Origin of the sequence: Halorubrum rubrum, from assembly GCF_024494685.1 — an archaeon.
GTDB classification, from domain to species: domain Archaea; phylum Halobacteriota; class Halobacteria; order Halobacteriales; family Haloferacaceae; genus Halorubrum; species Halorubrum rubrum.
In genome coordinates this window covers 24,989-51,623 of the sequence record NZ_JANHDM010000002.1, presented here as the reverse complement: position 1 = coordinate 51,623, position 26,635 = coordinate 24,989, and the positions used below count along the sequence as shown (strand labels likewise).

General features: G+C 69.9%; 26 protein-coding genes and 1 pseudogene. 14 read left to right on the top strand and 13 right to left on the bottom strand.

The genetic code is table 11. From position 1 onward, the window contains the following. Positions 1 to 30: 30 nt before the first annotated feature. Entirely contained in the window at positions 31 to 462 is a 432-nt protein-coding gene (locus NO889_RS02515; RefSeq protein WP_256410689.1) for a DUF7475 family protein, read from the bottom strand. A 303-nt stretch (positions 463 to 765) separates the two neighbouring features. Between NO889_RS02515 and NO889_RS02510 the strand changes: the two are divergent. Beyond that, positions 766 to 1,379: pseudogene (locus NO889_RS02510) on the top strand (DUF7384 family protein). 5 nt (positions 1,380 to 1,384) lie between these two features. On the opposite strand, the gene NO889_RS02505 reads toward NO889_RS02510, so the two are convergent. Next, positions 1,385 to 2,053, bottom strand: coding sequence for a non-canonical purine NTP pyrophosphatase (locus tag NO889_RS02505; RefSeq protein WP_256410688.1), 669 nt, complete (start codon positions 2,051 to 2,053; stop codon positions 1,385 to 1,387). A gap of 84 nt (positions 2,054 to 2,137) precedes the next feature. Here NO889_RS02505 and NO889_RS02500 point away from each other — a divergent pair, with 84 nt between their 5' ends. Next, positions 2,138 to 2,578 (top strand): SHOCT domain-containing protein, encoded by a 441-nt coding sequence (locus tag NO889_RS02500; RefSeq protein WP_256410687.1) that lies wholly within the window; start codon positions 2,138 to 2,140, stop codon positions 2,576 to 2,578. A 22-nt stretch (positions 2,579 to 2,600) separates the two neighbouring features. Here the strand turns inward: NO889_RS02500 and NO889_RS02495 are convergent, their stop codons facing one another. Both NO889_RS02495 and NO889_RS02490 read right to left on the bottom strand, forming a co-directional pair. Further along, positions 2,601 to 2,753: a hypothetical protein gene (locus NO889_RS02495; protein ID WP_256410686.1), complete on the bottom strand. Its 153-nt coding sequence runs from the start codon at positions 2,751 to 2,753 to the stop codon at positions 2,601 to 2,603. A gap of 173 nt (positions 2,754 to 2,926) precedes the next feature. Continuing rightward, complete coding sequence (locus tag NO889_RS02490) at positions 2,927 to 5,695, bottom strand: GAF domain-containing protein (RefSeq protein WP_256410685.1); 2,769 nt, start codon at positions 5,693 to 5,695, stop codon at positions 2,927 to 2,929. A gap of 222 nt (positions 5,696 to 5,917) precedes the next feature. Here NO889_RS02490 and NO889_RS02485 point away from each other — a divergent pair, with 222 nt between their 5' ends. Then, positions 5,918 to 7,234, top strand: a complete 1,317-nt coding sequence (locus NO889_RS02485; RefSeq protein ID WP_256410986.1) for a 5'-deoxyadenosine deaminase — start codon at positions 5,918 to 5,920, stop codon at positions 7,232 to 7,234. A gap of 100 nt (positions 7,235 to 7,334) precedes the next feature. Continuing rightward, positions 7,335 to 8,318, top strand: coding sequence for a bile acid:sodium symporter family protein (locus NO889_RS02480; protein ID WP_379786998.1), 984 nt, complete (start codon positions 7,335 to 7,337; stop codon positions 8,316 to 8,318). A gap of 72 nt (positions 8,319 to 8,390) precedes the next feature. On the opposite strand, the gene NO889_RS02475 is transcribed toward NO889_RS02480, so the two are convergent. From NO889_RS02475 to hemC, 4 genes are all read right to left on the bottom strand, one after another. After that, on the bottom strand, positions 8,391 to 8,792 hold the full coding sequence (locus NO889_RS02475; RefSeq protein WP_256410683.1) for a hypothetical protein: 402 nt from the start codon (positions 8,790 to 8,792) through the stop codon (positions 8,391 to 8,393). Between the two features lie 219 nt (positions 8,793 to 9,011). Further along, positions 9,012 to 9,818, bottom strand: a complete 807-nt coding sequence (locus NO889_RS02470; RefSeq protein ID WP_256410682.1) for a uroporphyrinogen-III synthase — start codon at positions 9,816 to 9,818, stop codon at positions 9,012 to 9,014. Continuing rightward, positions 9,815 to 10,666 carry a uroporphyrinogen-III C-methyltransferase gene (gene cobA / locus NO889_RS02465; RefSeq protein WP_256410681.1) on the bottom strand — a complete coding sequence of 284 codons (852 nt, stop codon included), beginning with the start codon at positions 10,664 to 10,666 and terminating at the stop codon, positions 9,815 to 9,817. The genes NO889_RS02470 and cobA overlap by 4 nt, the downstream gene beginning before the upstream one ends. Beyond that, positions 10,659 to 11,780, bottom strand: a complete 1,122-nt coding sequence (hemC, locus tag NO889_RS02460; protein ID WP_256410680.1) for a hydroxymethylbilane synthase — start codon at positions 11,778 to 11,780, stop codon at positions 10,659 to 10,661. The genes cobA and hemC overlap by 8 nt, the downstream gene beginning before the upstream one ends. 481 nt (positions 11,781 to 12,261) lie before the next feature. Between hemC and NO889_RS02455 the strand changes: the two genes are divergently transcribed. The 3 genes from NO889_RS02455 (at position 12,262) to NO889_RS02445 (ending at position 14,866) form a co-directional block, all read left to right on the top strand. Then, complete coding sequence (locus NO889_RS02455; protein ID WP_256410679.1) at positions 12,262 to 13,539, top strand: aminotransferase class V-fold PLP-dependent enzyme; 1,278 nt, start codon at positions 12,262 to 12,264, stop codon at positions 13,537 to 13,539. 146 nt (positions 13,540 to 13,685) lie between these two features. Further along, complete coding sequence (gene sufU, locus NO889_RS02450) at positions 13,686 to 14,111, top strand: Fe-S cluster assembly sulfur transfer protein SufU (protein WP_066411893.1); 426 nt, start codon at positions 13,686 to 13,688, stop codon at positions 14,109 to 14,111. An 83-nt stretch (positions 14,112 to 14,194) separates the two neighbouring features. Beyond that, a complete protein-coding gene (locus tag NO889_RS02445; protein ID WP_256410678.1) occupies positions 14,195 to 14,866 on the top strand; it encodes an Sjogren's syndrome/scleroderma autoantigen 1 family protein in 672 nt (223 codons plus the stop codon). A gap of 256 nt (positions 14,867 to 15,122) precedes the next feature. Here the strand turns inward: NO889_RS02445 and glmM are convergent, their stop codons facing one another. Further along, on the bottom strand, positions 15,123 to 16,484 hold the full coding sequence (glmM, locus tag NO889_RS02440; RefSeq protein ID WP_256410677.1) for a phosphoglucosamine mutase: 1,362 nt from the start codon (positions 16,482 to 16,484) through the stop codon (positions 15,123 to 15,125). A 133-nt stretch (positions 16,485 to 16,617) separates the two neighbouring features. Between glmM and NO889_RS02435 the strand changes: the two genes are divergently transcribed. Beyond that, positions 16,618 to 17,220, top strand: coding sequence for a hypothetical protein (locus NO889_RS02435; protein ID WP_256410676.1), 603 nt, complete (start codon positions 16,618 to 16,620; stop codon positions 17,218 to 17,220). A gap of 20 nt (positions 17,221 to 17,240) precedes the next feature. Here NO889_RS02435 and NO889_RS02430 read toward each other — a convergent pair whose 3' ends face one another. The 4 genes from NO889_RS02430 to NO889_RS02415 form a co-directional block, all read right to left on the bottom strand. Next, the gene (locus NO889_RS02430; RefSeq protein ID WP_256410675.1) at positions 17,241 to 17,849 is read right to left on the bottom strand and encodes a DUF7504 family protein; all 609 of its coding nucleotides are present in this window, start codon (positions 17,847 to 17,849) and stop codon (positions 17,241 to 17,243) included. Between the two features lie 43 nt (positions 17,850 to 17,892). After that, positions 17,893 to 18,279, bottom strand: a complete 387-nt coding sequence (locus NO889_RS02425) for a DUF8057 family protein (protein WP_256410674.1) — start codon at positions 18,277 to 18,279, stop codon at positions 17,893 to 17,895. After that, the gene (locus NO889_RS02420) at positions 18,279 to 18,974 is read right to left on the bottom strand and encodes an RAD55 family ATPase (RefSeq protein WP_256410673.1); all 696 of its coding nucleotides are present in this window, start codon (positions 18,972 to 18,974) and stop codon (positions 18,279 to 18,281) included. The genes NO889_RS02425 and NO889_RS02420 overlap by 1 nt, the downstream gene beginning before the upstream one ends. Positions 18,975 to 19,081: 107 nt before the next feature. Then, positions 19,082 to 19,573 carry a chemotaxis protein CheW gene (locus tag NO889_RS02415; RefSeq protein WP_256410672.1) on the bottom strand — a complete coding sequence of 164 codons (492 nt, stop codon included), beginning with the start codon at positions 19,571 to 19,573 and terminating at the stop codon, positions 19,082 to 19,084. A 102-nt stretch (positions 19,574 to 19,675) separates the two neighbouring features. Between NO889_RS02415 and cheB the strand changes: the two genes are divergently transcribed. The 6 genes from cheB to NO889_RS02385 all read left to right on the top strand — a co-directional run bounded on the left by cheB (position 19,676) and on the right by NO889_RS02385 (position 26,625). Next, positions 19,676 to 20,749 carry a chemotaxis-specific protein-glutamate methyltransferase CheB gene (gene cheB, locus NO889_RS02410; protein ID WP_256410671.1) on the top strand — a complete coding sequence of 358 codons (1,074 nt, stop codon included), beginning with the start codon at positions 19,676 to 19,678 and terminating at the stop codon, positions 20,747 to 20,749. Then, positions 20,749 to 23,019: a chemotaxis protein CheA gene (locus tag NO889_RS02405; protein WP_256410669.1), complete on the top strand. Its 2,271-nt coding sequence runs from the start codon at positions 20,749 to 20,751 to the stop codon at positions 23,017 to 23,019. Before cheB ends, NO889_RS02405 begins: the two co-directional genes overlap by 1 nt. Then, complete coding sequence (locus NO889_RS02400) at positions 23,016 to 23,819, top strand: CheR family methyltransferase (protein ID WP_256410668.1); 804 nt, start codon at positions 23,016 to 23,018, stop codon at positions 23,817 to 23,819. Before NO889_RS02405 ends, NO889_RS02400 begins: the two co-directional genes overlap by 4 nt. Then, the gene (locus NO889_RS02395; protein WP_256410667.1) at positions 23,819 to 25,027 is read left to right on the top strand and encodes a HEAT repeat domain-containing protein; all 1,209 of its coding nucleotides are present in this window, start codon (positions 23,819 to 23,821) and stop codon (positions 25,025 to 25,027) included. Before NO889_RS02400 ends, NO889_RS02395 begins: the two co-directional genes overlap by 1 nt. Beyond that, a complete protein-coding gene (locus tag NO889_RS02390) occupies positions 25,028 to 25,900 on the top strand; it encodes a CheF family chemotaxis protein (protein ID WP_256410666.1) in 873 nt (290 codons plus the stop codon). A 263-nt stretch (positions 25,901 to 26,163) separates the two neighbouring features. Then, entirely contained in the window at positions 26,164 to 26,625 is a 462-nt protein-coding gene (locus NO889_RS02385; protein ID WP_256410665.1) for a GNAT family N-acetyltransferase, read from the top strand. Positions 26,626 to 26,635: the final 10 nt, after the last annotated feature.

Here is a 26,635-nt window from a genome sequence, read left to right as displayed (position 1 = left end):
TCGCGTGACGACGTCTCGGCGGCGACTCGGTCACGACTCCCGGCGGTACAGGACCACGAGCACCGCGATCAGGACGATCTGCGCGAGTTTGTCGGCCGCCGAAAGCGGGTTTATCGCCGGCGGCGCGGGGAGTCCGGGGCTGTTGAAGGCGTACCAGAGGACGATCTGGCCGGCGGTGAAGGGGATCCCGAGCAGGTAGACGGTCGGCCGGAAGCGGTCGGTGAGGACGAACCAGATGCCGACCAGGAACCCCGCGACTGCGACGAGGAAGGAGACGCCCATCGCCAGCGAGACGGTGAGGCCGGTCTCGAGGAAGTCGCCGAGGAACCCCACCCCCAACGCGAGGTGGACGAGCGCGCTCACGACCGCGGCGGCGATCCCGACCCAGTGCGCCGAGGCGAGCGAGCCCATGCGACCCGCGTCGCCGGTCGCGACGTCGGTCGTGGACGGTGATCCGAGCATACCCCCGCGTACGGGTTCCATCCACATCGTTGTTTGGTACGCGTAGGCATGGGTAGGGCGCGCGGCGACGAGCCGTGCCGCCGTCGGAAAAACCGGGGGAATGGCACCCCACCCCGAGGTCGATCGGAGCGACGCGCCTGCCGAGATCGACCGACTGAACCGACTTATATCCGCGTCAGACGTGTGCCCCCCGTCCGACGAGCGTCCCACGTCGCCGAGGGGGATTCGCGGTCGACGCGCCGCGCGGCCGCGCCGCGGGTTCCGTCCGGAAGGTCGATACGTGCGGCGGGCGACGGTCCGGGCATGACCTTCGGCGACCTGTTCGAGCGCGCGGCCGGCTACGACGTCGACGAGGAGGCGATCTCGCGGGCGCTCGCGAAGCGGCGCGCGGAACGGGGCACGGAAGGGGGCGAGGACGCATGAGCGACGCCGGCACCGACGCGCGACCCGAACCGAGCCCCGCTCGGGTCGTCGCCGACGCCGACGTGTTGGCGGCGGACCTGCTCGTCGGCGGTCCCGCCCGCGACGCGCTCGACGTCCTCCGCGCACACGCCTGGACGACGCTCGTCGCCAGCGACGCCCTCCTCGCGGACGCGGAGGCGGTCGTGGCCTCGCTCGCCGACCGGGAACTCGCCCGCGACTGGCGCGAGCGGGTGGCGGCGTGGCGCGAGCCCGCCACCCACCCCGAGGGCGACCACCCGGCGCTGGCGTCGGCGTACCGCGGCGGCGCGATGCAGGTGATCAGCCTCGATCCGGCGCTGACGAGCGCCGGCGCGGCCGCTGGACTCAAGGGCCGATTCCCCGTGAGCGTTCGCGAGCCGCGCGCGTTCGCGAGCGTGTTCTCGCCCGAGCGGCTCTACCCCGAGGTCGTCGGCGGGGAGTACCCCGGACCGGACCGGGACGCGCGGGAGTGGTGAACGCCTCAGCGGTCCGCATACCACTCCGCGAACTTCTCCAGCGCCCGGCCGCGGTGTGAGACCGCGTTCTTTCGCTCCGTGTCCATCTCGGCGAACGTCTCGCCGTCGTGTTCGAAGATCGGGTCGTAGCCGAACCCCCCGTCGCCGCGTGGGGCCACGACCCGGCCGGGAACGTACCCCTCGAACAGCTTGACGGGGAGCGACTCGGCGCGCCCCTCGCCGCCACCGCCCTCGTCGTCCTCGCCGCCGTCGTCGGTCCCCCCGCCGGGCCCCGCGGCCGCGGCGGCGACGCGATCGCCGCGGTCGACCGCGTCGGGGCTGGCGGCGAACCCCGCGCCGTCGCAGTACGCGAGGGTACATCGGAACGCCGCCCGGCGGTCCTCGAGGTCGTGGACGATCTCCCAGACGCGGTCGATCCCGAGGGTGTCCTCCACGTACGAGGAGTAGGGACCGGGGAAGCCGTCGAGCGCCTCGACGAACAGTCCCGCGTCGTCGACGAGGACGGGTTCGCCCGCCTCCCGGTACGCGTCGCGCGCGCCGCGCGCCGCGATCGGTGCGAGCTCGTCCGCCTGTATCTCCGCGTAGTCGAAGTCCAGTTGGCTGACCGAGCCGTCCGCCAGGTAGCTCTCCGCCTCGCGGACCTTCCCCGGATTGGTCGTCACGTACCGCAGCATGTGGCGACGAGTCCGCGCGCGCGACGGGAATAGGCGTCGATGGCGGCGACACGCTTTTTTCGCCGCGACGAGACGATCGCGATCATGGCTGCCCTCCCCACGTTCGAAAAGAAGCGGCTCATGGGACTGGTCGCGGTGCTCTCGTTCGGGCTGACCTCGCTTTTCGCGGTGCTCGAGCTCGGCGTGCTCGTCCCCGCGACGTTCGTGACGGGGTTCCTGCTCCTGCTCCCGCTCGTGGCGCTCCTCGGCGACGACGTCCCGCTCGTCGAGCCCGCGGACCCGGCGGAGACGACGAGTGCGAATGTCGGAGAAACGAGGAGTCACGACGGAGAGAACCCGATCGCGACGCTCCGGCGACGGTACGCGACCGGCGAGATCGACGAGCCGGAGTTCGAGCGACGGCTCGACCGGCTGCTGGAGACCGAGGAATTCGAGAGAGCGGTCGATCGAGACGGATCGCGAGGACGAGCGGAGGAGATGACGGAGATCGAGACGGCGCTGGAGTCGGACTCCGCGTCGCCCTGAGGAGATCGGAGCGGTCGCCCCGTCACTCGGACAGTCGCACGTCCGGAGCGGCCTCGAACCGATCGACGCACTGATCGCAGAGCGGGAGGTCCATCTCCCGCTGCTCCGACTCCCGCTCGAAAACGAGACTGAACCGCCCCGAAGAGGGTTTCCCGCAGTGAATACAGCGTGTCACGCGGATAATATGTCGTTTTACAATAAATACGTTACTTAACCAATGATATCACTGGACAACGTGGGAACGCACCGCGGGAGACCGGAACCCGATCCCTGCCGGGAACCGCTACGGGACTCGGGGATCTACAGGCTAAGCAGGCCGAGTGCCTCGGGGCGCGACCCCGAGGCGGTTCACGCTGCGCCGGTTTCGAGACCGGTGATCTCGACGCGTGCGCCGCCGGCCTCGCTCTCGGTCACTCGCACGTTCCAGCCGTGTGCGTCGACGATCTCCTCGACGATCGCGAGTCCGAACCCCGTTCCGTCCGCACGCGTCGAGTAGCCGGACTCGAAGACCCGATCGCGATCGTCTTCCGGTACGCCGGGACCGTCGTCCGCGACGTAGAACCCGTCGCCCAGGTCGCCGATCGCGATCGTCACGTCGTCGCCGCCGTGTTCCACGGAGTTCCGGATCAGGTTCTCCAAGAGCCGTGCGAGCCGGTTCCGATCGGCCCGAACCGTGCGCTCGACGGCGACGTCGAGCGTCGCCGCGGCGGTGTCCACGTTCTCCCAGCAGTCCCGGACGAGGTCGACCAGATCGACCGGTTCCGGATCGATCACCCCGCCTCCCTCGCGTGCCAACTTCAACAGGTCGTCGATCAACACCCCGATCCGGTCGTGTGCCTTCGCCACCGCGTCGAGATGTTCGCTGTCACACTCCGCACGGGAGAGTTCGAGGTGCCCCGAAGCCACGTTCAGCGGGTTCCGAAGGTCGTGGGAGACGATGCTCGCGAACTCCGACAGCTGCTCGTTCTGTCGTTCGAGCTCCCGCTGGCGTTCGATCCGATCGAGCGCGGTCGTCGTGTGCGCGGCGACGGTTTCCGCGAGCGAGACGTCCGCGTCGTCGAACGCGTCGGGGGTGGCCGACCCGATGAGGAGCACGCCGTGATCGTCGAGCGGGAGGATGATCTCGCTCCGAACGGGCGTGTCCGGGTTGAACCGTTCGGAGACCGTCGAGACGTCGTCGGAGATCAGCGGCTGGCCCGTCTCGAACGTCCTTCCGGCGAGTCCCTCGCCGGGCGTGAAGATCGGCGGTTCGCCGACGATCTCCTCGGTCAGATCCGTCCACGCCACCGGCACCAGCGTCCCGTCGCTCTCGTCGTGGAGGTGAATGGCGCTCGCCGGCATGTCGAGGACGTCGTGAACGGTCTCGACGGCGATCTCGGCGGCTCGCTCGGCCGTGTCGGCCCGCACGACCGACTGTGCGGTCTCGTGGAGCGCGTCGATGACCCGCGTGTATCGTTCCTGGCGGGTAACGTCCGTGATGAACCCTTCGAGCGCCTCCACGTGGTCGTCGTCGGCATCGATCCCCTGTCCGCGTTCCCACACCCACTTGATCTCCCCGTTCTTGGTGCGGATCCGGTAGGTGATCTCGAACGGCTCGCGGTCATCGAGCGCGTCCTGTATCGAACGCCAGACCTGCTCTCGGTCGTCAGGGTGGATGATCCGTTCGCCGTAGGTCCCGGACCCATCCGTCAGCTCGGACGGGTGATACCCCGTCAGTTCCGTCACTTCCCCCCGAACGTCCTCCATCGGCCACTCCGGCTCGTTGTCGCATCGGTAGACCATCCCCGGCAGGTTATCGACGAGCCGTTCGAGCTGCCGTTCGCGTTGGTTGCGCTCCGTGAGGTCCCGACCGATCCCGATGAGTCCGATCAGGTCGTCGTCGAGCCCCGTCAGACGCGACGCGGTGAACTCGTAGGGAACGCGGTCGCCGTCGGCCGTCAGGAGCGCGGACTCGACGGTCGTCTCCCCGACGGCGAGCGCCTCCTCGAGCGCGTCGTCGATCCGCTCCAGTTCGTCCTCCGGGAAGAGGTCGGTCGCCCGCATCCGCCCAATCGCCTCGTCCGTGTAGCCGGTGACCGCCGTGAGGTGGTCGTTCCACCGGCGGAACGTCCCGTCGGCGTCGATGACGTAGAAGACGTCGTTGAGCGAATCGAGCGCCTGCTCGACGAAGTCACGTTCCTCGCGAAGGCTCGCTCGCACCTCGAAGGAGTGGAGGACGTGGCCGATGTCGTTCCCGAGTTCGGCGAGGAGGTCGCGTTCGTTCGCGTCGAACGCGTTCGGACGCTCGGCGTAGACCGCCAGCACGCCGTACAGGGTGTCCCGATACTCGAGCGGGAGGGCGGCCACCGCCCGAAACCCGCGCTCGATCGCGTCCGCCTTCCACGGCTCGAACTCGGGATCCTCGGCGACGTTCTGTGAGACGGCGACCCGCCGTTCGCGGATCGCCGTGCCGGCGGGTCCCCGCCCGGTGTCGCTCTCGTCGGCGGTGATGGAGATCGCGTCGAGGTATCCGCGTTCCGTGCCCGCGGACGTCCCCGGTTCGACGCGGTTCGTTTCGGGATCGACCTCGCCGATCCACGCGAACAGGTAGGGGTCGGACTCGCTGAGGACCTCACAGACGCGGGTTTCCACCGCCGTCCGCGAGTCCGCACGCACGATCGCCTGGTTGACGTCGCTGGCGAGCGTGCGGACGCGGTCGAGTTCGGCGGCCCGCCGGCCGGTCCGGTACTGCTCGACCGCGTTGGTGACGTGGTTCGCGAGGACGGCGTACTGACTGGTTCCGCGCTCCTTCTGGAGGTAGTCCGTGACGCCGGCGGCGATCGCCTCGCTCGCGACCTCCTCGCTGCCCTTGCCCGTGTAGAGGACGAAGGGGAGGTCCGGGTGCTCCTCGCGGACGGTCTCGAGGAACTCGATGCCGTTCCGGCCGGGCATGTCGTAGTCGGAGACCACGCAGTCGACGTCGCCGTCGGCGACGCGCTCCAGCCCCTCGCTCGCGTTCGTCGCGGTCTCGACGGCGATCCGGTCGTCCTCGCGTTCGAGGAACGTCGCGGCCATCTCCGCGAGCTCCGGCTCGTCGTCGACGTGGAGGACACGGATCGCGTCCGAGGATGCGCTCATGGGCGGCCTGTTCCTCGCCGATTGGACGCCACGAAAGATAAGATTCGGGGACGGATCGAACGGAGCGGATCGCTCCCACACGCTTCCGCGCAATTCCGAACACGGGCGTCACGCCACCGCGAACGGGACGTGGTGGGCGAGCGGGACGGACGCTCGACCGATCCGGGCGGTCCGAGATCGATGGCAAGACTCTTGAGCGTCACCCGTCAGGAACGGACGGACATGCTGGTAACCGGAACCGTCGTCGCCGACGCGGACACCGTCATCGAGGACGGCGCGGTCGCGATCGAGGGCGACGCGATCGCGGCGGTCGGCGAGGCGGCGGCCCTCCGCGAAACGTATCCCGACCACGAGCAGCGGGAGTTCGACGTCGTCGCGCCCGGCCTCGTCGGCGGCCACGTCCACTCGGTCCAGTCGATCGGGCGGGGGATCGCCGACGACGCCGCGCTCCTCGACTGGCTCTTCGAGGCCGTGTTGCCGATGGAGGCGGCGATGGACGCGGCGGCGACCCGCGCCGCCGCCGAGCTCGGCTACCTGGAGTGTCTCGAGTCGGGGACGACGACGGTCGTCGACCACCTCTCCGTGAACCACGCGGCCGAGGCGTTCGAGGCGGCGATCGAGACGGGGATCCGCGGACGGCTCGGGAAGGTGCTGATGGACAAGGAGTCGCCCGACGGCCTGCTCGAGGACACCGAGGAGGCGCTCGCGGAGAGCGAGACGCTGATCGAGGAATACCACGGCGCGGCCGGCGGGCGGGTTCGCTACGCGGTCACCCCGCGGTTCGCCGTCACCTGTAGCGAGGCGTGCCTGCGCGGCTGTCGCGACCTCGCGGACCGCCACGACGGGGTGACGATCCACACCCACGCGAGCGAGAACGCCGAGGAGATCGAGGCGGTCGAGGCGGCCACGGGGAGACGGAACGTCCACTGGCTCGACGAGGTCGGGCTCACGGGGCCGGACGTGACGCTCGCACACTGCGTCCACACCGACGAGAGCGAGCGCGAGGTCCTCGCGGAGACGGACACCGTCGTCACGCACTGTCCCTCCTCGAACATGAAACTCGCCTCGGGGATCGCCCCGATCCACGACTACCTCGAGCGCGGAATCGCGGTCGCGCTCGGCAACGACGGGCCGCCGTGTAACAACACGCTCGACCCCTTCACGGAGATGCGACAGGCGAGCCTCCTCGGGAAGGTGGACGCCCGCGACCCCACCAGGCTCCCGGCGGAGACGGTCCTCCGGATGGCGACGGCGAACGGCGCGCGCGCCGCGGGGTTCGACCGGATCGGCCGGCTCGAGCCGGGGTACGCCGCCGACGTGATCGGGCTCACCACCGACCGCACGCGGGCGACGCCCGTCCACGACCCGCTTTCACACCTCGTGTACGCCGCCCACGGCGACGACGTGGTGTTCACCATGGTCGACGGCACGGTCCGGTACGACGACGGCGAACACGTCGGGATCGACGCCGCGGCGGTCCGCGAGCGCGCGACCCGTCAGGCGGAACGGGTCGTCGAGGCGGCCGGGATCGAGGACTGACCCGAGCCGCCTCCGAACGCCTCGCCGGAAGCGACGGAGTGAAAACGTAGATCCGACGAACGTTCGATATGGACCGCAGACGGAGGGGAGTTCTGTGAGCATCGGAACCGACGGGATCCGGCGGGCGAGCCGGATCGCGAGCAAGTACTTCGTCGTCTGGGTGCTCGTCGCCTCGGCGCTGGCGCTGTACTCGCCGGGGACGTTCACGCCCATCGCGCCGTACATCACGCCGCTCCTCGGCATCATCATGCTCGGGATGGGGCTCACGCTCGAGCCCGCGGACTTCAGGCGGCTCGTCGAGCGCCCCCGCGACGTGGCGATCGGCGCGATTGCCCAGTGGCTCGTGATGCCGCTCGCGGCGTGGGGGCTCGTCGTCGCCTTCGACCTCCCGTCCGCGCTCGCGGTCGGGCTGATCCTCGTCGGTGCCGCGCCCGGCGGTACCGCCTCGAACGTGATGACGTACCTCGGAAAGGGTGACGTGGCGCTCTCGGTGGCGATCACGACCGTCACGACGCTGGCCGCGCCGGTCGTCATGCCCGCGTGGGTCGTGTTCATCCTCGGAGAGAGCCTCCAGGTGACGTTCATGGAGATGTTCGTCACCATCGTTCGGATCGTCGTGATCCCGGTCGGGCTCGGGTTCGCGATCCGGTACGTCCTCGACCGGAGGGCCCCGCGCGTGGCCGAGGTCGGCCTCGACGTGTTCCCGGCGGTGAGCGTCGCGGCCATCGTTGCCATCGTCGCCGCCGTCGTCGGCCTCAACGTGGAGAACATCCTGACCGCCGCGGCGCTGGCGTTCGCGGCGGTCGTGATCCACAACGGCGTCGGACTCGGCGCGGGGTACGGGATCGGGAAGCTGACCGCGATGTCCGAGGACCGCACCCGCGCCTGCGCCTTCGAGGTCGGCCTCCAGAACAGCGGGCTCGCGGTCGCGCTCGCGACCTCCTTTTTCAGCCCGGAGGCGGCGCTGATCCCGGCGCTGTTCTCGGTCTGGCACAACGTCTCGGGGCCGGCGCTGGCGAGCTACTTCTCTGCGAACCCGCCCGCCGACGCCGCCGGAGGGACGGAGCCGGCGACCGCCGACTGACCGGATATCGTCGGCGTTCGAGGACGGCCGGGACGGGGATACGGTCGACCGCTACGGAGATACGGTCGACCGCTACGGAGACGACCTGAGCGAGGAGGGCGGCTCGGGCGACGACCGCGCCCACCGGACGGCGGTCGCGGGGTCGTTGAACGCTTCGACCGCGATGTCCTCGATGGCGATCGTCCGCTCGAGGTACCGCCGTTTCGACCGCTCCCCGACGACGGCGAAGCGGTCGACGCCGCGGGCGACCGCGATCTGTACGGACTCGCGGAGCGCTCGCCGACCCGCGTCCGAACACGGTCGACTCGTCCGCACGACGATCACGACGGCGTCGACGTCGCGATCGGCGAGCAGGCCTCGCCACCGATCGAGGAGCGCCTCGCCGGCCGCGGGGCTGATCCCCGTTCCGTGTGGAAACTCGACGACGAGGACGCCCCCGTCGACCCGCATCGACCATCGTTCGCCCGGTTCCATGTCACCAGCTATCGGTTCGGTCGGCATAAACGCTCGTGCTCAGATATCAAATTTGACATCCACAATGGGCGCGATCTCGACGTGAGGAGAGCCAGCTTCTCGGGCCGTGACCGCCGAAGGACGTGAGAGGGTCACGGGAGACGGTCTCCAGTTCTCGGTTCACGATATCGGCGGTTCGGCCATGGCGCGCCGTTTCGACGCGCTCGCCGACCTCGCCGATCAGGCGTCCTCTACGGTCTCGCTCTCGATCGCGTCGGTTCCGTTCGAGCGGCCCTCGGCCGCCTCGACGACGTCCTCGGCGAGCGCGCCGAAGTCGGCAGCGTCGGGGATCACGTCGACGTCGATCCCGAGGTCTGCCGCCGTTTCGGCGGTCGGCGGGCCGATCGCGCCGACGACCGCGTCGTTCGCGCCGGCGACCGCCGCCTCCCGGATCCCCCGTTCGTCGGCGACCGCGAGGAAGTGTTCGACGGTGAGCGAGGAGGTGAACGCGAGCGCGTCGAGGTCGCCGACGGCGGCGAGTTCGGCTGACTCGCCCGCCTCGGACGGCCGCGTCAGTCGGTAGAGGACCGTCTCGGTGACGGTCGCGCCCGCCTCTCGGAGCCCGGCGAGGAGCACGTCGCTCCCGTGGTCCGAGCGCGCGACCTCGACGCGCTCGCCGTCGACCCGGTCGCGGAGCGCCGCCACGAGCCCAGCGGAGGTGTACTCCTCGGGGACGAGGTCGACCGCCCAGCCCGCGTCGCGGGCCGCGGCGGCCGTCGACGGGCCGATGGCGACGAGCGTCGCGTCGCCGGGGGACCATCCCGCCGACGCGGCGAGTTCGACGCCCGTCTTGCTCGTGAGCACGACGAACGCGGCGTCCTCGGCCGGGACCGCGCCCGTCGGCTCGACCGCGAGCATCGGGTCCGGAACCGGGCGCGCGCCGAGCGACGCGAGGAGGTCGACCGCCTCGTCGATCCGCTCGTCGTCCGGGCGGAAGATGGCGACGCGGGGGGCGTCGTCACTCGCGCGGTCCGCGTCGTCGCTCACGCGCCGTCACCTCCGGAGGCGCTCTCGTCGGCGTTCCCCAGGAACCCGACGACGCGCTCGCGGGTCGCCGCCACCTCGCCGATCACGGTGATCGCGGGCGGCTCGATCCCGGCGTCGTCGCGGACGTCGACGATCGTCTCCAGCGTGCCGGTCGCGACGCGCATGTCGGGCCACGTCGCGCGCTCGACGAGCGCCACCGGCGTCTCCGGGTCCATCCCCGCGTCGCGGAGTTCGGCGGCGTAGGCGGGCAGCTTCCCAACGCCCATCAGGACGACGATCGTTCCCCCCGTGGCCGCGAGCGCGTCCCAGTCGACCGCTGACTCCGCCTTGGTGGGGTCCTCGTGGCCGGTGACGAACGAGACCGACGAGGCGTGATCGCGGTGGGTGACGGGGATCCCGGCGACCGCCGGGCCCGCGATCGCGGAGGTGATCCCCGGAACGACCTCGAAGGGAATCCCCGCCTCGGCGAGGTGTTCGGCCTCCTCGCCGCCGCGCCCGAAGACGAACGGGTCGCCGCCCTTGAGCCGGACGACCCGCTTGCCCTCGCGGGCCAGTTCGACCATGCGGCGGTTCGTGTACTCCTGGGGCGTCCACTCGCCGCCGGCGCGCTTGCCCACGTCCTCGCGTTTCGACTCGGGGATCTCGCCGAGGATCGCCGGGCCTGGCAGCTTGTCGTGGAGCACGACGTCCGCCTCCGCGATCAGCCGGGCCGCCTTCACCGTCAGGAGGTCCGGGTCGCCCGGCCCGGAGCCGACGAGGGACACCGTGCCGACCTCGTCGTCGTGGCGGGTGTCGACCTCGTCGTCGTGGTCGCGATCGCCCGTCGATCCCGCCGCGTCCTCAGGCATCCGCGTCGACCTCCTCGCGGGCCTCGGCGATCAGCTCCGTCGCGCCGCGGTCGGCGAGGTCGCCCGCGAACGACGCGGCCGCCGTCGCGTGCGACCGGATCGGGAGGTCGCGGGTGCCCTCCACCTCCTCGGTGCCGTCGGTCGAGAGCACGCGAACGCGGGTGTGGACGTGCTCGCCCTGGACGAGCGCGGAGACGCCGATCGGGGCGATACAGCCGCCGTTGAGCTCGGCGAGCACCGTCCGCTCGACGGTGGTCGCGACCCGCGTTCGGGGGTGGTCGACCGCCGACCGCACCGCCTCGGCGACCGCGTCGTCCGCGGCGGTGACGGCGATGGCCCCCTGTCCGGCCGCGGGGACGAACTCCTCGCGGGAGAGCCGGGTCGTCCCGACCTCGTCGAGCAGGTTCGACCGGCGGAGCCCCGCCTCCGCCAACACGAGCGCGTCGTACTCGTCGTCCACCTTCCGCTCCATCGCCGAGCGCTCGAGGTCCGACAGCGAGTCGAACCACTCCTCGACGCTCGCGTCGAACGTCTCGTCGGAAGCGTCGGTAGCCTCGTTTTCGCCGTCTCCCTCGGCGGTCAACGCGGCGTCCTCCCCGGCGGCGACCAGCCGGCGCTCGTGTTCCGCCTGGAGGCCGGGCGCGAGCAGCTTCTCCAGCCGGGTGTCGACGTTGCCGCGGATCGGCTCGACGACGAGGTCCGGGCGCGCCGCCAGGATCTGGGCGGTCCGCCGGAGCGAGCCCGTTCCGACGACCGCGCCCGAGGGGAGGTCCGCGAGCGCCTTCCCCTCGGGATGGACGAGCACGTCGCCGGCGGCGGCGCGCTCGGGAACGCCCGCGACGACCATATCGTCCATCCCCTCGGTGGGGACGTCCTTCATCGAGTGGACGGCGAGGTCGGCGTCGCCGGCGAGCACCTCCTCGTCGAGCGCGCGGACGAACGCCCCCGTCCGGCCGAGCCGGTGGATCAGCTCGTCGGGGATCTGGTCGCCGCGGGTCTCGACGCGGCGGATCTCGACCTCGCGCTTCCGGGTCGCGAGCGCGTCGCGGACGGTCTCCGCCTGTCGGAGGGCAAGCTCCGACCCGCGGGTGGCGAGGATGAGGGTCTCGGTCATGCTCGAATCCAGGCCCCCCGCGTTCAAAAGCGCACCAGTTCACTTCCACCTTTTTCGAGGAGCGGTTCCCTCGCTCACTCCGTTCGCTGCGGGAACCGCTCCTCGAAAAACCTGGAGGGAAAAAGCCGACGGCTCGGCGTTCGCCTCGCCGTCGGTGAACCGCTCACTTCGTTCGCGGATGCTCACTACACTACAGATGAGAGAATGAGCGATCTTCGGTGCGGTGGCGCGCCTCCGAGCGCCCGATAGGGCGCGAGGAGTCCGCGAGGGACGCGGCGACTGAAAGGAGCCGCGAGGCTGGGGAGGCGTGAGGTGCTGTGCGGTTGGGTGGCCTTTGGAGACGTTTCACGTACCCCGATTCCACGATTCGTACTCTCGATCGGTCGGATCGCTCAAACCACACGGATCAGGGTAGCTCCCCGATACGGGCAACACGTACCGGACCGAAGGTGTGTTAGTGCTCCGGGACCTACCTCGGGCAATGGGAGTTCAAGAACAGTACCCGTTCGACGTGGGGGCCATCCGCGACGACTTCCCGATCCTCGATCGGCTGGTCGGCGGCAACCCCACCTCGCCCGGGCAGGACGAGACGGACGACGTCGACCTCGTCTACCTCGACAACGCGGCGACGTCGCACACGCCGGACCCGGTCGTCGATCGGATCGCCGACTACTACCGGAGCTACAACTCCAACGTCCACCGCGGGATCCACCAGCTGAGCCAGGAGGCGTCGGTGGCCTACGAGGAGGCCCACGACGTCGTCGCCGACTTCATCGGCGCGAACGGTCGCGAGGAGGTGATATTCACGAAGAACACGACGGAGGCGATGAACCTCGTCGCGTACGCCTGGGGGCTCGCGGAGCTCGGCCCCGGCGACAACGTCGTGCTCACGCAGATGGAACACCACGCCTCGCTCGTCACCTGGCAGCAGATCGGCAAGAAGACGGGCGCGGAGGTGCGGTTCATCGAGGTGACCGACGAGGGGCGACTCGACATGGCCGACGCCGCGGCGAAGATCGACGACGACACGGCGATGGTGTCGGCGGTCCACGTCTCGAACACGCTCGGGACGATCAACCCGATCCGCGAGCTGGCGGAGCTCGCACACGACCACGACGGGCTGATCTTCGCGGACGCGGCCCAGTCCGTGCCGAACCGTCCCGTCGACGTCGAGGACCTCGACGTCGACTTCCTCGCCTTCTCGGGTCACAAGATGTGCGGGCCGACCGGGATCGGCGCGCTGTACGGCCGGGAGGAGTTACTGGAGGCGATGCAGCCGTACCTCTACGGCGGCGAGATGATCCGGAAGGTGACCTTCGAGGAGTCGACTTGGGAGGACCTCCCGTGGAAGTTCGAGGCCGGCACCCCCTCGATCGCCCAGGGGATCGGGTTCGCGGCCGCGATCGAGTACCTCGAGGAGGTCGGCATGGAGCGCATCGAGGACCACGAGAGCCTGCTCGCCGAGTACGCCTACGACCGGCTGACCGACCTCGGCGGCGTGGAGATCTACGGCCCGCCGGGCGACGAGCGCGGCGGCCTCGTCGCGTTCAACGTCGAGGGCGTCCACGCGCACGACCTCTCGAGCGTCCTCAACGACTACGGCGTCGCGATCCGCGCGGGCGACCACTGTACCCAGCCGCTCCACGACGAACTGGGCGTCGCGGCCTCGGCGCGCGCCTCCTTTTACCTCTACAACACCGTCGAGGAGGTCGACGCCCTCGTCGACGCGGTTCGGGAGGCGCGCGACCTGTTCGCCTGAGCGCTCGCACGCCGGTCGCTCGCACGCGTCCGCGGACGAGCACTCGCGGGCGAGGGCGGGTCACCCGTCGGGAGAAACGGGCGGTTCGGTGGCGTGACGGGCCCGACGGAACGCTTTTGAACGCGACGGGCTTACTCGGAGCCAGTATGGGAACGGGCTCGGACATGTACCGACAGCAGATCCTCGACCACTACAAGAACCCGCGCAACTACGGGGAACTCGAGGATCCGGACTTCACACACGTCGGGGAGAACCCCTCCTGTGGCGACACGATCAAGGTCGACGTCGCCCTCGACGACGACGGCGAGACGATCGAGACGGTGGCGTTCACCGGCGACGGCTGCGCCATCTCGATGGCGTCCGCGAGCATGCTCTCCGAGCGGCTCCGCGGGATGACCGTCGACGAGCTCGACGCGCTCGACACCGACGACGTCACCGAGATGCTCGGCGTCGACATCTCCCCGATGCGGATCAAGTGCGCCGTGCTCGGTCGACAGGTCGCCCAGGACGGCGCGAAGATCCACCGCGGCGAGCTCGACCCCGACGCCGACCGGACCCGCACCGAGGAGTGAGGGGCGGATCGCGGGAGACCCGATCCGCACCGGCGCGAGCCGAGCCCACCGGACTTTTGCTCGTGAAGGGCGTTCGGCCGCACATGAGCGACGAGTTCGACAAGGAAGCGGAACGCGAGAAGCTCCGCGAGAAGTTCGCGGAGGACGAGAAGAAACGCGAGCACACCCAGCGGATGTCGGAGCTGCTCTTACAGGGCGCGACGATGACGAACCGCCACTGCGACGCGTGTGGGGACCCGATATTCCGACACGACGGCCGGGAGTTCTGCCCGACGTGTCACGCGACCGAGGACGGGTTCGAGGTCCCCGCGGCCGACGAGACCGGAACGGAGGAGTCGGAACCCACGGCTGACGCCGGCAGCGCCGCGACCGCCGGAAACGCCGCCGCCACGGGAGACGCCGCGGCGAACGCCGCCGCGGGGGATGCCGCCGTCGCGAACGACCCGGAACCGACCGGGATCGAGGGCGCTCGTAACGCCTCGGACGGGGCCGTCGGACGGTCGCCGTCGACGCCGGAGGCGGGATCGCGAACGTCGACGCCGAACGCGGGGTCGCGAACCGGGACCGGGGAGGCCGCGGCCGGAGGAACCCCGATCGACGACCTCGCCGGTGGGATCACCGCGGCCCGCGAGTCGCTGACGCGGACGCTGAACCGGTTCGCCCGCGCGGCGGAGGAGACGGACGACCCGCGCCGCGCTCGCGACCACCTGCGGGCGGCGCGGGAGGCGGCGGAGGCGCTCGCGGCGCTCGACTGACGGATCCGTTCATAACCCGTTGCCGGCGCAGTGACCGTCTCCAAAGTTCCAGCTCCCTGACCGTACTGATCGAGAAACACGGTTCCGACGAACATCTCCAAAGCCCCGCCCCTCCCGCACAGCCCCGCAACCGCAGCCTCACGCCTCCCCAGCCTCGTTGCTCGCGCTTTTCAAGCGCTCGCAACTCCCTCGCGGGCGGTTCGCGCCCGCCGGGCGCTCACCGGCGCGCCGACGCATGATCTCGTGAAAATCGACCCTACCGACCGCTCTCGACCGCCGTGCGCATCTCCTCGGCCAGCCGATCGGCGCGGTCGGCGTCGCCTGACTCGGCGTAGATCCGGATCTTCGGCTCCGTCCCGGAGGGGCGGACGAGCACCCACGCGTCGCCGTAGTCGAGCCGGTAGCCGTCGGTCGTGTTCGGGGTCGCATCCGAGGTCTCGACGAACGCCCGCGCGGCCGACAGCATGTCCTCGCGCTCGTCGCCGTCGTCGTACTCGACGTTGACGCGCACGAAGTGGTAGTCGGTGTAGGGCGCGATCGCCTCGCTGACGGGGGCGTCCGCGGCCGCGAGGAGCTCGAGGAAGCGCGCGCCGATGTACGCGCCGTCCCGCGAGAGCCGGTACGGCGGGAAGAACACCCCGCCGTTGCCCTCGCCGGCGATGGGCACGTGAACGCCATCCTCGTCCAGCTCGCGGGTCCGGGTGATGATGTTGGTCGCGCCGATCGGCGTCAACTCGAGGTCGGCGTCGTTCGCCTCGCAGACGTCGACGAGCCGCTGGGAGACGTTGACCGCGCTGACGACGGCGTCACCCGGCGACAGCGCGTCGTCGGCGAGCGCCGCGAAGGAGGTGTCGCCGTCGACCACCGATCCGGTCTCGTCGACGAAGACGGCCCGGTCGGCGTCGCCGTCGTGGGCGATCCCCACGTCCGCCTCGGAGGTCGCGACGAGCCGCGAGAGCGCCCGGAGGTTCTCGGGGACCGGCTCGGAGTCCCGGCCGGGGAAGTGGCCGTCCGGGGTGGCGTTCACCGTCAGTACCTCACAGCCGAGTTCGCGGTAGATCCGCGGGGAGCTCACCGACGCGGCCCCGTGTCCGGGATCGACGGCTACGGTGAGATCGGCGGCGGCGATCGCCTCCCGATCGATCGCGGCGACGAGCTGGTCGGCGTAGTCGTCGACGACGCCCTCGACGGTCGTCTCGCTCCCGGCGGTCCGCCAGTCGGCGTGGGCGTACTCGTCGTCGAGGACGCGGCGCTCGACGCGCTCTAACACGTCGACGGCGAGCTCGACGCCGTCGTCGCCGACGAGTTTGATCCCGTTGAACTCGGGCGGGTTGTGCGAGGCAGTGACGAGCACGCAGGGGACGCCGACGGACTCACAGTAGTGACCGACCGCGGGCGTGGGGACGACGCCGAGCCGGTCGACGTCACAGCCGACGGCGGCGAGCCCGCTCGCGGCGGCGTTGGCGAACAGCTCGCCGGTGGTGCGGGTGTCGCGGGCGACGGCGACCCGGTCGGCCTCCCAGGTCGATCCGGCCGCCTTCGCGATGTCGAGGACGAGCTCCGGCGTGAGATACCGGAGTGCGACCCCGCGAATGCCGCTGGATCCGAACAGCTCCATACGGGGCCATGGGCCGGCCGGCGGGAAAGCGGTTCCGAACGCCGGCGCCTGCGGTCCCGAACGCGATCGCCGGCGACTCCGTCGGGCCGGCCACACTCGCGGGGTTGAAACCCGTCGCGTTCGTAGCCCGGACATGAAGCGTTCACGGCGGGACCTGCTGTGGCGAGCCGGTTCGGCCGGGATCGTCCTCGGCGCGACCGCGACTGCCGGCTGTCTCGACGTCGCCGCCGGCGACGGCCCGCAGGGTCCCGAGGGGACGCCCGAGACGCTGTCGTGTCCCGACGAGGAGTTCGTCCGGCTCGAGGCCCCGTTCGACGCCTCCGTCGAATCGCGAACCGTCGAGACGGAGGGGACGACGCTCGAGCTGTCCGCGGAGGGGACCACCGAGACGTACGGACAGTCGCTCCGGCTCGTGATGCGGAACGCCGGCGAGTCGTCGGTGACGACCCGTGGCGAGCACGCGTACTCGATACAGCGCCGGACCGGTGAGGGGTGGCTCGACGTGCGCGGATCCACGACCGGCGATGCCGCGGACCTCCCCCGCGAGGACGACGCGCTCGGGCCGGGCGACACCTACAGCTGGTCGATCGATCTGGAGGAGCCGGCCATCGTCGACGCCGTTCCGGGACGCGAACTCGACGTCTGTCCCCCGCTCGGTTCGGGCCCCTACCGGTTCGTCTACTGGGGAGTCGTCGACGCCCCGCCGATCGGCATCGAGTTCGAGCTGGTGGGGTGAAAACGGCCCTCGACGGGCGTTCAAAACGACTCCCAGCCGGAGGGGTCTCCCATCCGGTCGCGGACCCTGAACTGCCGCTCGTCGCCCTCGACGCGGGTCTCGACGACCAGGTCGAACGGCTCGTACAGGGTGTGTATCACCTGCTCGTCGTGGGTCGTCGATCCGACGGCGCTCACGAACGGCCACCCCTGTCCCGAGCACTGAGAGGCCATGACGCGGGTGAACTGGTAGACCCGGTCGGGATCCCAGTACATCAACAGCTCGGAGAGCGAGTAGACGCCGACCGCCCGCTCACGACCGATCGACGACTCGACCACGTCCGTGAACTTGATCCCGATCTCGGTGAGGTCGCCGGGACCGCTCACGTACTTCGTCGTCGGCGTGTCGACTGGACTCCCTCCCTGCTGGTGGGTGACGCAGTCGATGACGACGAGGTCGTCACCGCCGTCCCCGACGATCCGGTCGTGATCCGCGCGGACCTTCTCCGCGGTCCGACCGGTCGAGACGACGACGGGGGCGTCCGACCACGCGGCGAGCAGTCGGTTGAAGAGGTCGTACTTCCCGCTCATCGGTGGTCCGCTGACGAGGACGCTGTCGGCGGAGACGACAGCGTCAGGGAGCGGACTCATGTCTCACACATCGGGGCGACCCCGATAAAACCCTTCCGAGGAATCACTTTCGGAGGAACCTCGGCAGGTCAAGCGCGGACGGTGACCCGGTTCTCGGCGAGCGGGTGATCGTCAGTTCACTGAGGGCTCCGGGGAGCGCCGCCGGCAGCGGCGGCGTCCGCGGCGTACCGACCCCGTCGACCAGCTCCGCCCAGACGGCCTCGGGTTCTTCTGCCGGGGCGTCGAGCGCCTTGGTCCGTCCCTCGTCGTAGGCGAGTTCGACCATGCTCCGCTCGTACGCGCCGGGGAACGCCTCGAGGATCCGGTCGAGCTCCTCGGGGCGTTCGCTCCCGCAGCCCGCCGCAACGCCGAGCGCGAACGCCCGATCGATGGCCGCCTCGCGGGTCAGCTCCGCCGGATCCCAGTCCGTCCCGAAGGTCCGGGCGTACATCACCGGGTCACCGTCGCGGCCGAGCCGACGCGAATGCCCCCGTCAGTGAACTCGACGTCCTGGATGTCGGTGTTCACGTCGGTTCCCCTCATCTTCAACACCTGTATCCCGCGACGCATCCCCTCGTCCTCCAGGTAGTTGTGGAGGAAGACGACGCCGTGTGCGAGGTAGTGCTCCTCGGAGTACGCGCTCGGGTCGGTCATCTCGGAGATGAGCATCGTCGTCGCGTCCGTCCGCTTCAGCGAGGAGAGCAGCTGGATCATGGTGTCCTCGTCGTCGTCGAGCAGGAAGCGCAACAGCATCGTCGAGTCGAAGACGACCCGGTCGATGTCGCGAGAGTTGACGAACCCCGTGAGCCGGTTCGTGACGCCCGAGCGGTCCCGGCGCTCGCCCGGAAGCCCGAAGAACCGCCGGCCGTCCGCCGAAAAGGAATCGAGGAACGTCACCCGGTCGGTGTCGAGCGCGCGGTCGAAGCCGAAGTCGTACCCGCCCATGTCGCGGCGGATCCCCTCCTTCGTCTCGTGCATGCTGACGTACAGCACGTCGTCTCCGTTTCGGGCACCCTGCGCCGCGAACTGCGAGCAGAACGTCGTCTTGCCGCTTCCGGGAGGGCCGCTCACCACGTACAGCCGGTCGGACGGGAACCCCCCGTCGACGAGCTCGTCGAATCCGGGAACCCCGCTGGAGACTCGCATACGTGGAGCATCGCGGGCGGCCCGATAAGCGTTGGCACCCGTTTTTCAGCGGTGAGAACCCGATCCGCTCGGAATCGATCCGGGCCGATCCGCCCCTCGCTCGTCGATCATGCCTCCACGGACTCGTCGGCCGCCGAGTTTCCTTCTCCGTCGATCTCGACGTCGACGCCGGCGTCGACGTCGGGGGCGACCCAGACGACGAACCGGTCGTCGGATTTGACGATCCCGTGGACGCCCTCGTCGTCGGTGGTGGTCCCCTCGTCGACGTCCTCGGGCGCGACGTCTCTGACCTGGAACACCTCGTCGACGATCCACCCGACGGTCCCGCCCTCCGAGACTCGGTCGTCATCGAAGACGACGATCCGCTCGCGGGGACCCGTCTCCCCGATCGAAAAGAGCGTCTTCGGGTCGACGATCGTCGTCGTCCGACCTCGGAGGTCCATCACGCCCTCGACGTGCTCGGGCGAGTTGGGGATCCGCGTGAGCTCGCCGGCGTCGACGATCTCGTCGATGACCCCGATGTCCAGACAGTACGTGCCGTCGCCGAGGCCGAACTCCAGTACCTTCGTGTGTTCGGCGTCCGCCTCCGTGGCTGGCATGCTTCCACTCGCGTCGAGACGACCAATAACGGTATCCCCTGAATTATCACCGGTGATTCCTGGGTCCGTGGGTTTATGCTCGCTCTGGGAGCGGTTTCGGACATGAGTAGGACGACGGATCGGCGTGGCGGCCGGAGCGACGCCCCGCGAGTGGTCGTCGTCGACGACTCGCCGTTCATGCGCGGACTGATCGGCGACGTCCTGACCGACGCGGGGGTGGCCGTCGTCGGCGAGGCCGGCGACGGCGAGGAGGCACTGTCAGTTGTCGGCGAGACGCGGCCGGACGTGGTGACGATGGACGTCGAGATGCCCGGAATGGGCGGTCTCGAGGCCGTCGAACGGCTGATGGCGGAGACGCCGACGCCCGTGTTGATGCTGTCGGCACACACCGCGGAGGGTGCCGAGGTGACCTTCGAGGCGCTCGAGCGCGGTGCGGTCGACTTCTTCTCGAAGCCCGGCGGCGAGGTGTCGACCGGCGTCTCACGCGAGGCAGATCGGCTCGTCGAGGCGGTCCGGTCGGTCGCCGACGCGGACCTCGAGGCCGCGACGCGCGATCGGAACCCCCGAAGCGGGGCCGCGAGGGGCTCGGCGGCGAACGTCGACCTCGAGGAGCCGCTGACCGCCGTCATCGGCGCATCGACTGGCGGCCCGAAGGCGGTCGAGCGGGTGCTCTCCGCGCTTCCGATGGCCGACTGTCGCGTGCTCGTCGTCCAGCACATGCCCGAGGCGTTCACCCCGCGGTTCGCCGAACGGCTCGACGCGGCCTCCGAGTACGACGTTCGGGAGGCGACCGACGGCGCGCGGATCGGGGCCGGCGAGGCGCTCGTCGCCCCCGGCGGCAGCCACATGCAGGTCGGGAGCTACCGAGCGGGTCGCCTGCGCGTGAAACTCGTCGAGGACGACGACGCGTCGGTGACGCCCGCCGTCGACGTGACGATGCGGTCGGCCGCGGGGACGGTCTCTGACCCGCTCGTCGGCGTGGTCCTTACCGGCATGGGCGACGACGGCTCCGCGGGCGTCCGGGCGATGGCCGACGCCGGAGCGCGGACGGTCGCACAGAGCGAGGACACCTGCGTCGTCTACGGGATGCCGAAACGCGCCGTGGGGACCGGCGCGGTCGACTCGGTGTGTGACCTCGACGACGTCGCCGGCGCGATCCTCGGAGGTGCGGCCTGATGGACTCCCACCGCGCGGCGTTCGTCGCGGAGGCCGAAGACGGGATCACGGACCTCAACAACGCGCTGCTCGCGCTCGAGGCAGATCCCGGAGACGACGCGGCGATGGACGACGTGTTCCGGGTCGCACACACCCTGAAGGGGAACGCCGCCGCGATGGGGTACGAGGACGTCTCCTCGTTCGGCCACGCCCTCGAGGACCTCCTCGACGCGGTCCGCGGGGGCGAGCGAGAGGTCACGCCGGAACTCATGGACCTGCTCTTCGAGGGGGTCGACGCCGTCGAGGCGATGGTCGCGGAGATCGAGGAGACCGGCGAGGTGTCGACGGACCCCTCCGGCCTCGAATCGCGGCTCCGAGCGGTCGAGGAGCACGGAACCGTCGATCCCGATGCCCGCGAGGACGAAGCCGTCGGCGACGACGACAGCGGCGAGGTCAGCGACGACGACAGCGGCGAGATCAGCGACGACGACGGGGACGGGGACGCGGACGCCGAGATCGACGTTCCCGAACTGCCGGCCGGAGCGGCCAGGTTCGAGGGCGCGACCTACGCCGAGGTGACCGTGGGCGAGACCGCGATGCCGGGTGTCGACGCGGCGCTCGTCCTCCGAGCGCTCGAGGAGAACTTCGACGAGTACGCCACCCGGCCGGACGCGGAGGCGTTGGAGGAGGGCGAGTACGACGGGACCTTCGACGCCTTCGTCGCCGACGCCGACCCGACGGTCGTCACGGAGGGACTCGAGGCGCTCACGCAGGTGGCTGGCGTGCGAACCGCGCTCGTGAGCGACGGTTCCGGAGCGGATCGGGACGGTGAGACCGAGTCGACCGACGCCGAAGCCGCCGTCGACCCTGCCGAGGATCGCTCGAAAAACGGCGACGACTCGGAAGAGAGCGACGGGAACGACATCGCATCGGACGATGACGACGAACCGGACGACGCCGGCGTCGGCGGGGAATCGGACGGCGCTGTCGACGGGGACGGCGCTGCCGACGAACCGGAGTCCTCGGGAGCGGCCGATCGCGAAGAGATCAAGTCGATCCGGGTCGACGTCGACCAGGTCGACGAGCTGTACGGCCTGGTCGAACAGCTCGTGACGAGCCGGATCAAGCTCCGTCGGGAGCTCGAGGGAACCGGAACGGAGCCCGACACGCTCGATGAACTCGACAAGCTCGCCTCCAGCCTCCAGGACACCGCGATGGACATGCGGCTCATTCCGTTCTCACAGGTGTCCGATTCGTTCCCGCGGCTGGTCCGGGACATCGCTCGCGACCTCGACAAGCGCGTGAGCTTCGAGATCGAGGGCGACGACGTCGAACTCGATCGGACGATCCTCACGGAGATGCGCGATCCGCTCGTCCACGTGCTGCGGAACGCGGTCGACCACGGGATCGAATCCACCGAGGAGCGCGAGGCCGCCGGCAAGGATCCGGTCGGGCGGGTCGAGCTCACGGCGGAGCGCGATCGCGACCACGTCGTCATCGAGGTCGCCGACGACGGTGCCGGGCTCGACGCCGACCGTCTCCGGGAGAAGGCGGTCGCGGAGGGCGTCGAGGACCGCGAGACCGTCGAGGCGATGACCGACGGCGAGGTGTACGACTTGGTCTTCCATCCGGGCTTTTCGACCGCCGAGGAGGTCACCGACGTCTCCGGCCGCGGCGTCGGGATGGACGTGGTCAGAACGACCGCCCGCGACCTCGACGGCTCCGTCTCGGTCGAGAGCGAGCCGGGCGAGGGAACGACCGTGCGCTTCCGACTCCCGGTCACCGTCGCCATCGTGAAGGTGATGTTCGTCGACGTGAACGGGACGGAGTACGGGATCCCGATCAAATCGATCGCCGAGGTCTCCCGCGCCGATGACGTGGAAACGGTTCACGGCGACGAGGTCGTCCGCCACGAGGACGACCTCTACTCGGTCATCCGGCTCGCGGACCGACTCGACGTCGCCGGGTCGAGAGCTGGAGCGGCCGACCCACACGCCGCGGCGACCGACGGCGGCTCGATCGAGGGCGACAGCGACGCCGACGATCCCGGCGGCACCGACGACGGCGCTGCGGCCGCGAGCGGTGCCGCGGGGGCCGCCGACGAGGGGATGCTCGTCCGGATCCGCGGGGAAACCCGGAAGGTGGCGCTCCACTGTGACGGGGTGTTGGACCAGGAGGAGGTGGTCGTGAAGCCGCTCGACGGCCCGCTGTCGGGAACGCCGGGACTCAGCGGAACGGCCGTGCTCGGCGACGGCGATGTCGTGGCCGTCCTCGACGTGGTGAGCCTATGACCGGCGAGAGCGCCTTCGAGGGCGTGCTCAAGCAGATCGACGACTCGGTTCCGTTCGAACCCGGCTACTACAACGAGTCGTACCTCGACAGACGGATCACTGCCCGAATGCGCCGTCGTGGGATGGAGTCGCACCACGAGTACCGACGGCTACTTCGCGAGGAGGACGCGGAGCGCGAGGCGCTCATGGACGCGCTCACGATCAACGTGACGGAGTTCTTCCGGAACGCCGAGATGTGGGAGGTCCTCCGAGATGTGTTACGGCGTCTCACCGACGAGCAGCGGCGGGTCCGCGTCTGGTCCGCGCCGTGTGCGGACGGTCGGGAGGCCTACTCGCTCGCGATGCTCGCGTGTGACGACGACGACGTAGACGAGGCGCGCCTGGAGGTGCTGGGGTCGGACATCAGCGAGGGTGCCCTCGATCACGCCCGCGAGGGCGTGTACCACACGACGCGGACGACCGACATCGCCGAGGAGCTCGAGCCGCTCTCGGAGCCGGATCGCTACGTCGACCGCGAGGGTGACGCGTTCCGCGTCCGCGAGGCACCGAGGCGGCTCGTGACGTTCGACACCCACGACCTGATCAGCGACGGGTCTCGGGGACCCTTCGACGTGGTGTTGTGCCGGAACCTCCTCATCTACATCGACGCGGATCACAAAGGGTCGCTCTTCGATACCCTGGAGGCGTCGCTCGCGGCGAGCGGCGTCCTCGTCGTCGGGATGACGGAGAGCATCCCGCCGGACCGCAGCGACGGCTACGATCCGATCGACAAGCGCCGACGGGTGTTTCGGAGGCGCTGATGTCGCTGTACCAGCACGCTCGCGAGGGGAACGTCGACCGTCTCAGGGACGCGCTGGCGAGCGACAGCACCGCGGTTCGGAAACGTGCGGTCGAGTTCCTCGGCGAACTCGCCGACGAGGACGACCAGGCGACGATCGACGGGCTCCTCCGCGCGGCGACGGTCGACGAGGACGCCGGCGTCCGTGGGGCTGCCGTCGACGCCCTCGACGAGATCGGACAGGAGGCGCTCGAACAGCTCCTGTCGGAACTCGCCGGCGGGAGCGGGTCGGAAGCCGAGTGGGTCACCGCCCGGAAGTTCGCTCGCGCACTCGAGGCGGACCGTGCCGAACTTCGGATCGCGGCGGCGAACGGGCTCGCTCGCCTCAACGAGCCGAGCGCGCTTCCCGCAGTCGTCGGGGCCCTCTCGGACCCGGATCCGCGTGTTCGGCTCCGGGCGTGTCACGCCTGCGGGACGTTCGCCGACTCGAGAGCGGTTCCTGGGCTGATCGAACGCCTCGACGACGAACCGCGCGTCCGGCGGGCGGCCGCGAACGCGCTGGGAGCCGTCGGGACCGACCGCGCGCTCGACCCGCTCATCGACCTGCTCGAGGACTCGGACGAGTCGCTCCGCCGCATCGCCGCCGGCGCGCTCGGGAACGCGAGCAATCCGAAACCGGTCGAGCCGCTCGCGCGTGCGCTCGCCGACGAGAGCGCGATCGTCAGGAACGCGGCCGTGTACTCGGTCATCGAGCTGCTCTCGAACGTGCCGACGGAACACAGCCACGCGGTCCGGGATCGAGTGGTATCCGAGCTGAAGGCGGCCGACGACGAGACGGTCGTCGAGCCGCTCGTCGAGATCCTCACTGAGGGTACACAGAGCCGACAGCGTCGGAACGCGGCGTGGATCCTCGGACGCGTCGCCGATCCCCGATCCGAACCGGCCGTCGAGGCGCTCGCGGCCGCCCTCGACGACGACGACGCACAGACCGCCCAGTTCGCCGCGACGAGCCTCACGAACCTCGGCGGGCCGGTCGTCGAGGATCGGCTGCTCGATCGGCTCGGTACCGAACGTCCCGACGACGTACGCGCGAAGGCAGTGTTCGTGCTCGGACAGATCGGCGGACAGGAGACGCTGAATCGACTGGAAGACCTGACCGACGACGAGAGCTCGGCGGTCCGGAAACGCGTGTTCTCGGCGGTCTCGAAGCTCCGGGCGGGTGGTGTCTAAATGCCGACCGGAGACGGCGAGTACAAGGTCACGGACACGCAGGCGCGGTTCGCGGTCGCCGTCCGCGAGGGGAGAGCCATCAACGACGTCTCCTGGACGCCGGGTCGGGTCCTGTTGTCGAACCGACGGCTGATACTCGCGAGCAACGACGGGAAGCGCACGGTTCCGCTCTCGCGGCTCGAGCGGCTCGGCGGCCGCCACGACGCCAACCAGTCGATCGCTCGCGTCTCCAACTACGTGAGCTTCGACCTCGGCGAGGAGGTGCTCTTAGTGGCCGCCGCCGATCACGAGTCGTTCGAACGCGACGTCTACCGCGCGCTGCTCGACCAGCGGACGCTGCTGGCCAAACATCCGGCCGTCGAGGGCGGCGTCGTCCAGGATACCGGCTGGGAGCAGGCCCGCGTGAAGATCGACGAGAACGGTCTCGGAGCGGCGCTCGAAGGCGGCGCGTTCGTGGAGTTCGACCTCGACGACATCAGCGGACTCGACGCCGCGAGACGAACCGTCGACGGCGAGAAGAAACCCGTGATCGAGGTGTCACACACCGACGACGGAGACACCAGCATCGAGACGCATCTCGCCGGGACGCCACGGCGGATGCGGTTCGTCGAGTCGTGGCTCCGGAAGGGCGAGGAGCGGAGCGCGACGAACGTCGACCTCTCGAGTCGGGATCGGGAAGTGTTGATGGCGCTGTACTCGGGCGTCTCTCCGTTCGAGATCCCCGCGTTCCTGGGCAGCGACGTCGACGAGGTCGAGGAGACGTTCGAGCGACTGATCGAACTGGAGGTCGTCGAGGAGGTGCGGGTTCGCCGCGAGGTGGCGCTCAACTCGCGCGGACGCAACATCGCCAGCGAGGCGATGAACGAGCAGTGAGGACGGATCCGGCGGTGGCAGTACTGTCGGTCCTGCCGGTGGACGAGAGGTAGGTGGCGGACAGCCGGCGAGGGCGCTTCCCGGTCGGGCCGCCGGACGCCCGCCTCGCCCGATCCGGGTCCGTGATCAACGCACGGGCGGGCTGGCCGCGTTTCCGGTGATAAACGTACGGCGCCGTTCCGGCATCCGGTCGAGGACTCGCGTCCCTCGACGACCCACGAGCCGACACGTACTTGCATCGGGCGGGAGGCGTTTCGTTCGGAATGGACGACGCCACCACGACCGATGTCCGCGAGCTCACGACCGGTCCCGAGTTCGAGGCGGCCTATCCGATACTCCGTGAGCTACGGGATCACCTCGACCGCGCCGAGATGGAGGTGACCCACGAGCGAATGCGCGAGGAGGGGTACCTCCTCTTCGGCCGGTACGACGGGTCTGAACTCGTCGCCGTCGCCGGCATCACCGTCGACACGAACTTCTACCTGGGAAAACACGTCTTCGTCCACGACCTGGTGACGACCGAGTCGCGGCGGTCGGAGGGGCACGGTTCCGCCCTGCTCTCGTTTCTTCACGAGTGGGCGAGCGACCGTGACTGTGAGACGGTCGAGCTCGAGTCCGGACTGTGGCGAGAAGAGGCTCACCGATTCTACGAGGAAGTCGGCTACGAGAAGTACTGCTACTCGTTCAAGTACGACCTCGATCACGGGAGTCGAGTCGGCGACTGAGTCCGGTGAC

Bases quoted from the DNA above. Each gene is read 5' to 3' on its own strand.
- NO889_RS02420 (WP_256410673.1), bottom strand. From the start codon at position 18,974: ATGCGAGTCTCCAGCGGGGTTCCCGGATTCGACGAGCTCGTCGACGGG.
- NO889_RS02505 (WP_256410688.1), bottom strand. From the start codon at position 2,053: ATGCTGCGGTACGTGACGACCAATCCGGGGAAGGTCCGCGAGGCGGAG.
- NO889_RS02425 (WP_256410674.1), bottom strand. From the start codon at position 18,279: ATGTACGCCCGGACCTTCGGGACGGACTGGGATCCGGCGGAGCTGACC.
- NO889_RS02485 (WP_256410986.1), top strand. From the start codon at position 5,918: ATGCTGGTAACCGGAACCGTCGTCGCCGACGCGGACACCGTCATCGAG.
- NO889_RS02430 (WP_256410675.1), bottom strand. From the start codon at position 17,849: ATGAGTCCGCTCCCTGACGCTGTCGTCTCCGCCGACAGCGTCCTCGTC.
- NO889_RS02415 (WP_256410672.1), bottom strand. From the start codon at position 19,573: ATGCCAGCCACGGAGGCGGACGCCGAACACACGAAGGTACTGGAGTTC.
- NO889_RS02515 (WP_256410689.1), bottom strand. From the start codon at position 462: ATGCTCGGATCACCGTCCACGACCGACGTCGCGACCGGCGACGCGGGT.
- NO889_RS02390 (WP_256410666.1), top strand. From the start codon at position 25,028: ATGCCGACCGGAGACGGCGAGTACAAGGTCACGGACACGCAGGCGCGG.
- glmM (WP_256410677.1), bottom strand. From the start codon at position 16,484: ATGGAGCTGTTCGGATCCAGCGGCATTCGCGGGGTCGCACTCCGGTAT.
- NO889_RS02385 (WP_256410665.1), top strand. From the start codon at position 26,164: ATGGACGACGCCACCACGACCGATGTCCGCGAGCTCACGACCGGTCCC.
- hemC (WP_256410680.1), bottom strand. From the start codon at position 11,780: ATGACCGAGACCCTCATCCTCGCCACCCGCGGGTCGGAGCTTGCCCTC.
- NO889_RS02435 (WP_256410676.1), top strand. From the start codon at position 16,618: ATGAAGCGTTCACGGCGGGACCTGCTGTGGCGAGCCGGTTCGGCCGGG.
- NO889_RS02490 (WP_256410685.1), bottom strand. From the start codon at position 5,695: ATGAGCGCATCCTCGGACGCGATCCGTGTCCTCCACGTCGACGACGAG.
- NO889_RS02455 (WP_256410679.1), top strand. From the start codon at position 12,262: ATGGGAGTTCAAGAACAGTACCCGTTCGACGTGGGGGCCATCCGCGAC.
- sufU (WP_066411893.1), top strand. From the start codon at position 13,686: ATGGGAACGGGCTCGGACATGTACCGACAGCAGATCCTCGACCACTAC.
- NO889_RS02400 (WP_256410668.1), top strand. From the start codon at position 23,016: ATGACCGGCGAGAGCGCCTTCGAGGGCGTGCTCAAGCAGATCGACGAC.
- NO889_RS02445 (WP_256410678.1), top strand. From the start codon at position 14,195: ATGAGCGACGAGTTCGACAAGGAAGCGGAACGCGAGAAGCTCCGCGAG.
- cobA (WP_256410681.1), bottom strand. From the start codon at position 10,666: ATGCCTGAGGACGCGGCGGGATCGACGGGCGATCGCGACCACGACGAC.
- NO889_RS02395 (WP_256410667.1), top strand. From the start codon at position 23,819: ATGTCGCTGTACCAGCACGCTCGCGAGGGGAACGTCGACCGTCTCAGG.
- cheB (WP_256410671.1), top strand. From the start codon at position 19,676: ATGAGTAGGACGACGGATCGGCGTGGCGGCCGGAGCGACGCCCCGCGA.
- NO889_RS02475 (WP_256410683.1), bottom strand. From the start codon at position 8,792: ATGGAACCGGGCGAACGATGGTCGATGCGGGTCGACGGGGGCGTCCTC.
- NO889_RS02405 (WP_256410669.1), top strand. From the start codon at position 20,749: ATGGACTCCCACCGCGCGGCGTTCGTCGCGGAGGCCGAAGACGGGATC.
- NO889_RS02500 (WP_256410687.1), top strand. From the start codon at position 2,138: ATGGCTGCCCTCCCCACGTTCGAAAAGAAGCGGCTCATGGGACTGGTC.